General features: G+C 38.4%; 6 protein-coding genes and 2 pseudogenes. 7 read left to right on the forward strand and 1 reads right to left on the reverse strand.

The annotated features are described in order from the left end of the window. Positions 1 to 70: 70 nt before the first annotated feature. Entirely contained in the window at positions 71 to 1,096 is a 1,026-nt protein-coding gene (gene hemB, locus A1D25_RS09060; RefSeq protein WP_157395363.1) for a porphobilinogen synthase, read from the forward strand. 121 nt (positions 1,097 to 1,217) lie between these two features. Here the strand turns inward: hemB and mutS are convergent, their stop codons facing one another. Next, entirely contained in the window at positions 1,218 to 3,812 is a 2,595-nt protein-coding gene (gene mutS, locus A1D25_RS09065; RefSeq protein WP_205420603.1) for a DNA mismatch repair protein MutS, read from the reverse strand. A 265-nt stretch (positions 3,813 to 4,077) separates the two neighbouring features. Between mutS and hsdR the strand changes: the two genes are divergently transcribed. The 6 genes and pseudogenes from hsdR to A1D25_RS09090 form a co-directional block, all read left to right on the forward strand. Continuing rightward, on the forward strand, positions 4,078 to 6,435 hold the full coding sequence (hsdR, locus tag A1D25_RS09070; protein WP_157395364.1) for an EcoAI/FtnUII family type I restriction enzme subunit R: 2,358 nt from the start codon (positions 4,078 to 4,080) through the stop codon (positions 6,433 to 6,435). Between the two features lie 6 nt (positions 6,436 to 6,441). After that, positions 6,442 to 7,131, forward strand: a complete 690-nt coding sequence (locus A1D25_RS09075) for an AlbA family DNA-binding domain-containing protein (RefSeq protein WP_157395365.1) — start codon at positions 6,442 to 6,444, stop codon at positions 7,129 to 7,131. 74 nt (positions 7,132 to 7,205) lie between these two features. Continuing rightward, a complete protein-coding gene (locus tag A1D25_RS09080) occupies positions 7,206 to 8,675 on the forward strand; it encodes a class I SAM-dependent DNA methyltransferase (protein ID WP_157395366.1) in 1,470 nt (489 codons plus the stop codon). Between the two features lie 8 nt (positions 8,676 to 8,683). Continuing rightward, positions 8,684 to 8,902 (forward strand): annotated as a pseudogene (locus A1D25_RS11305) (virulence RhuM family protein); the annotation flags it as partial. A gap of 74 nt (positions 8,903 to 8,976) precedes the next feature. Then, the gene (locus A1D25_RS11185; RefSeq protein WP_275895811.1) at positions 8,977 to 9,105 is read left to right on the forward strand and encodes a hypothetical protein; all 129 of its coding nucleotides are present in this window, start codon (positions 8,977 to 8,979) and stop codon (positions 9,103 to 9,105) included. After that, positions 9,102 to 9,287, forward strand: a pseudogene (locus tag A1D25_RS09090) (restriction endonuclease subunit S); the annotation flags it as partial. The gene A1D25_RS11185 and the pseudogene A1D25_RS09090, both read left to right, overlap by 4 nt.

Raw genomic sequence — 9,287 nt, forward strand, 5'->3', positions numbered from 1 at the left:
GACTTTGTCAATAATCTGACTCGCTTATAAGTGGGTCGATTTTTTGAAAAATTTACAAATAGGAATAACAATGACTCAATATCTTAATGTGAACTTTCCTGCACAACGAATGAGACGTTTACGCAAACACGATTTTAGTCGCCGTTTAGTCGCAGAAAATCAACTCACTGCAAATGACTTAATTTATCCTGTCTTTATTATTGAAGGCGAAAATCAACGTATTGCCGTACCATCAATGCCTGGTGTAGAACGTTTAACTTTAGATCAATTACTGATTGATGCAGAATTACTTGTCAAATATGGCGTGCCAGCGATTGCTCTATTTCCAGTAGTTGAGCAAGATAAGAAATCACTAATGGCAGAAGAAGCCTATAATCCCAATGGCTTAGCTCAGCGAGCTGTACGAGCGTTAAAACAAGCTTTTGGTGAACAGCTTGGTGTAATTACAGATGTTGCACTAGACCCTTTTACCACTCACGGACAAGACGGTATCATTGACGAAGAAGGTTATGTGGTAAACGATATTACGACTGAAATTCTGATCAAACAAGCACTTTCACACGCTCAAGCAGGAGCAGATATTGTTGCACCAAGTGATATGATGGATGGACGCATCGGTGCTATTCGACAAGCACTGGAGCAAAATGGCTTTATTCATACACAAATTATGGCATATTCTGCCAAATATGCGTCTAATTATTACGGTCCATTCCGTGATGCCGTTGGTTCAGCCAGTAATTTAAAAGGTGGTAATAAAAAGACCTATCAACTTGATCCAGCAAACAGCAATGAGGGCTTACACGAAGTTGCACTTGATATTCAAGAAGGTGCAGATATGGTAATGGTTAAACCAGGAATGCCATATTTAGATCTCGTTTATCGTGTCAAAACCACCTTTGGTGTACCTACTTTCGCTTACCAAGTTTCTGGTGAATATGCAATGCATATGGCGGCTATTCAAAATGGTTGGTTGAAAGAGAAAGAGTGTATTATGGAATCATTACTTTGCTTTAAACGAGCTGGTGCAGATGGCATATTGACTTACTTTGCTAAACAAGTTGCAGAGTGGATTTATCTCGAAAATCAAGGTAAATAAATTACAGGCATAGTAGACAAATTTGTTGCTAATAACGGAAGGAAATAATTGGGTGTAATGGGTAAATCAGCAACTATTTTGTCCATTACACCCACTTTTTGTCCATTACACCTCAATTAACCTAAACCAATCCCTTCAACTTGTATAACCATTCCAACGCTTGTTTAGGCGTAAGCTCATTTGGGTCAATCTCTTGCAAAGTGAGTTCAACTTTTGAAGGCTCTACAAGCGGTGAGATTTCCGCTGAATTTTGCAAATTAGCACCAAACAATAAATCTTGTTGGGGGCTATCGTTGAGTTGGGCTGTTTGCTGTGATAATTGCTCAAGTTGAGCTAATTTTTGTTTGGCTAATTGAATCACCTGTTTTGGCACGCCTGCTAAAGCAGCCACAGCCAAACCGTAACTTTTACTTGCCGCACCTTCTTGCACACTGTGCATAAAAGCAATGGTGTCATTATGCTCCAACGCATCTAAGTGGACGTTTGCAACACCTTTCAGCTGATTAGGCAAACTGGTTAATTCAAAATAGTGTGTCGCGAAAAGCGTGAGCGATTGTGTTTTTTTCGCCAGCCATTCTGCACAAGACCAAGCAAGTGATAAGCCATCGTAGGTTGAGGTGCCACGTCCAATTTCATCGACTAAGACAAGGCTATTTTCCGTTGATTGATGAAGAATGTTTGCCATTTCTGTCATTTCAACCATAAACGTGGAGCGTCCAGAAGCAAGATCGTCTGATGCCCCAATTCGAGTAAAGATACGATCAATCGGTCCAATTTCCGCACTCTCTGCAGGTACAAAACTGCCGATATACGCCATTAAAGTAATTAACGCAATTTGACGCATATAAGTGCTTTTCCCGCCCATATTCGGCCCTGTCACAATCAATAAATGGCGTTGAGCATTAAGATAAACAGGGTTAGCAATAAACGGTGTTTTCAACACTTGTTCGACTACGGGGTGGCGACCGCCTTTAATATTGATTGTTCTCTGTGATGTAAAGGTCGGCATTACATAGTTGAGATTTTCTGCTCGTTCCGCAAGGTTGGTCAGCACATCAAGTTCAGCCAGCACCAAACTCGCAAGCTGTAATTGAGCAAGATGTGGCAAGAGCAGATCAAACAGTTCATCGTAAAGCTGTTTTTCAAGTGCCAATGATGCCCCTTTCGCTTTTAGCACTTTATCTTCATAGGTTTTTAACTCAGGGATAATATAGCGTTCCGCATTTTTGAGTGTTTGGCGGCGAACATAGTGCATCGGTGCTCGATGTGCTTGCCCTTGGCTAATTTGGATATAGTAACCGTGTACCGCATTAAAACCGATTTTTAGCGTATCAATACCTGTTTTTTCTCGCTCACGAGTTTCTAAGTCTTCAAGAAATTTAGTTGCACCTTCTGCAAGCGAACGCCATTCATCTAGCTCTGCATTATAACCTGTGGCAATCACCCCTCCATCTCGAATAAGCTGTGGCGGATTTTCAACTAAGGCTTTTTCAAGACATTGTTGGAGAGATGTGAAATCACCAATTTGCTGTAAAGTTTGATCTAAACAAGCGGTGAGATTCTGTGAAAGTTTTGCAATTTCTGGAATTTGAGCCAATGCAGTTTTTAAACGAGTTAAATCTCGTGGGCGAGCAGTACGCAACGCCACACGAGCTAAAATCCGCTCCATATCGCCCACTTGTTGTAATAAAGGTTGAAGCGGTTCGATTCGCTCGTTTTTTTGCAAGGCAAGAATAATTTGCTGACGGTTAGTTAGCTTAACCACATCTCGAATAGGCTGATGAATCCAACGTTTGAGTAAGCGGCTACCCATTGGGGTCACACATTTATCAAGGACTGAAGCAAGGGTATTTTCTACACCCCCTGCAAGGTTGGTCGTTAGCTCCAAATTACGTCGAGTTGCTGCATCAAGCAAAACAGTATCACTATTTTGTGCAAGATAAATCGCATTGATATGCGGAAGTGCTGTACGTTGTGTTTCTTGGGCATAATGAAGTAAACAACCAGCAGCACATAAAGCAACTACCGCTTTTTCAACCCCAAATCCTGTTAGGTTTTGTGTACCAAATTGACGATTGAGCAGTTGAATAGCCGTAACGAGTTCAAATTCCCATACAGGACGGCGGCGTAAGCCTTTGTAATGCTCAATAATCGACATTTCAACAAAATCTTCAGGATAAAGAATTTCGGCAGGCTGTGTTCGTTGTAATTCGGCAGATAATGCTTCTTTATTGGCTAACTCGCTAATTAAAAAACGCCCTGATGTCATATCTAGGGTTGCGAGAGCAAAGGTTGTTTTTTCTTGATAAACACAGGCAACTAAGTTGTCTTGACGTTCTGGAAGTAATGCCTCATCACTTACCGTTCCAGGCGTAACAATCCGAACAACTTTACGTTCCACAGGGCCTTTACTGGTATTCGGATCCCCGACTTGTTCACAAATTGCAACGGATTCCCCTAAAGCAACTAATTTAGCCAAATAGCCTTCTACGGCGTGATAAGGCACTCCCGCCATAGGTATTGGCTCGCCCGCAGATTGCCCTCTCTTTGTTAAGGAAATATCCAACAATGCTGCCGCTTTTTTTGCATCATCATAAAAAAGTTCGTAAAAATCTCCCATACGATAAAACAACAAAATATCTGGATTTTGTGCTTTGAGTTGGAGATATTGCACCATCATTGGCGTGTGCTGTTGATAATTTTCCATATTTTTCATTGGGTTATATCAGTTATTATATTTTATCTCGTTGTATAAAAAACGTAAGTTTCTTATGGACTCATAAAATTCTATATAAAAATGCCTAACATTATACTTGAACTAATGATGAATAGCGAAATGCAAGCAGATCAGTCTATTTTTACAGCAATTTAGGCAATTTTTACTGCATTTTGAGATAAATAAGTTCCTTTGCTTTTACTTTTGCTTAATGCCTGTTGGCTGATTATAATTACCTCATATTTTCCCTTATCAGAAGTTGCCTATGTTTACTCAAGCTGAAAAACGCCAAATGACCGAAGCGGATATTCGAACCAAATTCATTACGCCAGCAATCAAAAATGCAGGTTGGTCAGATCGTCAAATGAGTGAAGAATTTTCTTTTAAGACTCGAAAAGCGTTTACTGATGGGCAAGTGATTGTCGAACCAAAGACGACCAAAGTAACTCGTCAAGAACCAAAACGTGCTGATTATTTACTTTACCACTCAGCTAACCGAAAAATCGCCATTGTGGAAGCCAAAGATAATAAACACACCCCAAGAGACGGCTTACAACAAGCAATGGATTATGCTCGTTTACTGGATATTCCTTTTGCTTTTAGCTCCAATGGTGATAAGTTTGTAGAACATGATTTTCTCACAGGTGTGCAACGAGAGCTTGCAATGGAGCAATTTCCCACGCCTGATGAACTTTATCAACGTTGGTCAAAACAATATACAGCTGAAGAACTCAAACTGATTCAGCAACCTTATTACACGAGTGCAACAGACACCTTCAAAGAGCCTCGTTACTATCAAGAAATCGCTATTAATCGTACTATTGAAGCTGTTGCAAAAGGGCAACAACGCATTTTATTAGTGATGGCAACAGGCACAGGGAAAACTTATACAGCATTTCAAATTATTCATCGCTTACGAGCATCAGGAGCGAAGAAAAAAGTACTGTTTTTGGCAGATCGCAACGTATTAGTCGATCAGCCGATGACCCAAGACTTCAAACCATTTAAAAACAAAATGGTTAAAGTCAGTAACAAAAAACTCGATAGCTCTTACGAAGTTTATTTAGCGTTGTATCAACAGCTTGATGGCGAAACTGATCACGAACTATTTAAACAATTTCAACCATCATTTTTTGATTTAATTATCATTGATGAATGTCATCGTGGTAGTGCGAAAGAAGATTCTAACTGGCGTTCAATTTTGCAATACTTTTCACAAGCCACTCACATAGGTATGACCGCAACCCCCAAAGAAACGGTCGATGCGAGCAATATCACTTACTTTGGCGAACCAATTTACACTTATAGCTTAAAACAAGGCATTGAAGATGGTTTTTTAGCCCCTTATCGTGTGGTACGAGTCGATTTAGATTGTGATTTGCGTGGTTGGCGACCGCTGAAAGGGCAGAAAGATAAAGACGGTAATGACATTGAAGATCGAGTATATACAGTCAAAGATTTTGATTACAACATTATTCTCGATGACCGTACTCACCTTGTGGCAGAACGCATTACCGAATTTTTGAAGAAAACCGACCGCTTGCATAAAACGATTGTGTTTTGTGCCAATATCAATCACGCCCAGCGAATGGTAGCGGAATTGGCTCGCTTAAATGCAGATATGATGCAGCAAAATTCCAAATATGTAACCCAAATTACGGGAGATCAAAATGGAAAAACGATCGATTTAGAAGCCTTTTGTGATGTCAAAAATGAAGAAAAAGATTTTCCAGTGATTGCAGTGACATCAAAATTGATGACCACAGGTGTGGATAGTAAAACTTGTAAGCTCGTGGTGTTAGATGCCAACATTCAGTCAATGACCGAGTTCAAGCAAATTATTGGGCGTGGTACTCGCTTACGCACCGATGCGGGTAAAGAATTCTTCACAATATTGGATTTCCGAGGAGTAACACGTTTATTTGCTGATCCAAGTTTTGATGGCGAACCTGTTGTTATTTTAGATATACCAGAAGATCAACCGTTTGATCATTCAAACAATGGAAACACTGACTGCAATACAAATGATGATTCAGTAGAAGATCCCATTCCAGAATACAAGCCACCTATTGTCGTAGAAGCTGGTTCCGTTAAATTACGGATTCTTGATGAAAAAGTGCAATATCTTAACGAACAAGGTGAGCTAGTTTCCGAAGATATTGATATGTTCTCTAAACGTGAAATTCAGAAAGATTTCACCAGTTACGAGCAATTCCAACAACAATGGCTCACAAGCGGTGGCACGTTCTCAAAATTTTACACCGATTCCAAATGGCTTACTGCCTTGCGTAAGAAAAAAGCGCTTTCAGAAGAATTTGATGATTTAGATGTTATCGCCTCAGTAGGGTTTGGAAAAACACCTTTAACTAAAATAGAACGTGTAGAGAAAGTGAAACAAAGTGATTTTATTCATCAATATTCAGCAGAAAATCAGCAAGTGTTAGGTTTGTTGCTTGATGAATATGTGAGATCAGGCGTTAAAGATCTGACTAAAACAGAATTGCTACAAACTCCCCAATTTAGCCCTTTTGGCGGATTAGTTTCTATAATCAAAAAATTTGGTGGCAAAGATCTTTACCAAAAGACAGTAAAAGGATTGGAAAGAATGATTTATTCGGAGTAAAACAAGATGGATATATTACAACAACTATTAAAGCATCTAATTCAACAGCCTCAGGAATGTCAATGGTTAGAGTTTAAGCATAATTACCATTCAGATAATGAAATTGGAGAGCGTATCTCTGCACTTTCAAATTCAGCTTGTATTCATCATCAGCCTTTTGCCTATTTAGTTTTTGGCGTTGAGGATAAGACTCATAATATATTGGGAACCACTTTTAAGCCAAAATCAGCAACAGCGAAAGGAGAAAAAGGTAAGGAAAGTAAGGAAGAACTAGAAAATTGGCTTATTCAACGTTTAAATCCAAGAATTGATTTTGAAATTGAAGAATTCGAATATGAAGGTAAACACATTGCTTTATTTAAAATTCCAGCAACTGTTAATCAGCCTGTTGAATTCAGCAATACAGCCTATATTCGTGTTGGTTCTTATACAAGAAAGTTAAATGAATTTCCCGAAAAAGCACGAAAAATATGGAAAAATAATATACAAAATCCTTTTGAAAGACGTATTGCATTATCAAATTGTACATCAGATCAAGTGATTTCATTACTTGATAGTCAAATTTATTTTGAAAGAATGTCATTACCATATCCATCAACTCAGAAAAGTGTCCTGGATAAAATTTGTGTAAAAAATAATCACAAACTTGATACTTTATTTGATGATTTTCTTTTCTCAAAACTTTTTTATATGTAACACATTGATTTAAAAACCATTTCTTATTTGATGGTTATTTGATGAGAAGAATAAAAAATATACAAAGGAACAAAATGAGCTTAAATAATTTAGTAAAACGCTTACAAGATGTAATGCGTAACGATGCAGGTATCAACGGTGATGCTCAGCGTATTGAACAAATTGTCTGGATTCTTTTTTTAAAAATCTATGATGCTAAAGAGCAAGAATGGGAGCTGATTTCGGACAACTACCACTCTATTTTACCTAATTCTCTCCGTTGGGAAAATTGGGCGAAAGATAACAAAGACGGCAAGGCGATGACTGGCGATGAATTGCTCTCATTCGTCAATAACGATCTTTTCCCTGCGTTGAAAAATTTGCCAATTACCGCAGAAACACCAATGAATCAGCGAATTATTCGAGCTGCTTTTGAAGACAATAACAACTATATGAAAAATGGCATTCTGCTTCGCCAAGTGATTAATATTATTGATGAAATCAACTTTGAGCAATATCAAGAACGCCACGCTTTTGGTGATATTTACGAAAATATTCTGAAAAGCCTACAAAGTGCAGGTAATGCAGGCGAATTTTATACACCACGAGCAGTAACTGATTTTATGGTTAAAATGATTAAACCCAAACTGGGCGAGCGAATTGCGGATTTTGCCTGTGGTACGGGGGGCTTTTTAACCTCTGCATTGAAGGAATTAGAGCAACAAATCTCTACAGTTTCGGACCGCACTTTATTTAATAACTCAGTGTATGGTATTGAGAAAAAAGCATTACCGCATCTGCTTTGTATCACCAATTTATTGTTACACGATATTGATAATCCAAACGTTCATCACGATAATGCCCTTGAGAAACCCGTTAAAGACTACACAGAAAAAGACAAATTTGATGTCATTTTAATGAATCCGCCTTACGGTGGTTCTGAAATCGAACAAATCAAAACTAATTTTCCTAGTGCGCTTCGCAGCAGTGAAACAGCGGATTTGTTTATGTCGGTTATTATGTATCGTTTGAAGAAAAATGGACGAGTGGCAATCGTGTTACCTGATGGATTCTTATTCGGTACCGATAATGCTAAAGTCGCTATCAAGAAAAAATTGATGGAAGAAATGAACTTGCATACCGTCATTCGCTTACCACACAGTGTATTTGCACCTTATACATCAATCACCACCAATATTTTATTTTTCGACAATACACAACCGACAGAAAAGACGTGGTTCTACCGCCTTGATATGCCACAAGGATACAAAAATTTCTCGAAAACCAAACCGATGAAATTAGAGCATTTCAATGAAGTGATAGCGTGGTGGAATAATCGCCAAGCCATTGAAATTGATGGCTTTGATAAAGCGCGTAGCTACAATGTGCAAGAAATTATCGACCGACAATTTAACATTGATTTATGCGGTTTCCCACACGAAGAAGAAGAAATTTTACCCCCTGATGAACTCATTGCAAACTATCAGCAAAAACGCACCGCTTTAAATGCGGATATTGATCGTATTTTGAGTGAAATTACAGGCATTTTAGGGATTAAATTGTAGGTGTAAATATGGCAGATTTAATTATTTACAATACCGAAGATGGTAAAGTGAATGTTTCTCTTTTTGTGCAAGATAATGAAGTATAGCTGACCCAAAATCAGCTTGCCGAACTTTTTGATACCTCTGTTCAAAATGTAGGCATTCATATCAAAAACATATTACAAGACAATGAGTTAGACCCATTTTCAGTTATAAAGGATTTCTTTATAACTGCTCAAGATGGCAAAGTCGGATTGATAGTATTATTGAAGATAACGGTTTTGATGTTTTGGTTGGTAGCGGTAATTGCTTACGCCAGCAGATGATTGATTATACAAATGAACAATATCTCCTTTTTAAGCAAAAACGCCGTGAGCAATTAGCCAAGAAAGCCGAAGAAGATTTACAAGCGATTGAACAGTTAAACCAACAAATTAAAAACAAAAAATGAACGCCCAACAATTAAAAAATAGCATTTTACAACTCGCCATTTCAGGCAAATTGGTTCCACAAGATCCAAATGATGAACCAGCCAGCGAACTACTTTGCAAAATTCAAGCAGAAAAAGACCGCTTGATCGCCGAAGGCAAGATCAAAAAAAGCAAAAAGTCTGCTGATAAAGCCCCTTATACC

The organism is Ursidibacter arcticus, from assembly GCF_009761375.1.
Classification (GTDB): domain Bacteria; phylum Pseudomonadota; class Gammaproteobacteria; order Enterobacterales; family Pasteurellaceae; genus Ursidibacter; species Ursidibacter arcticus.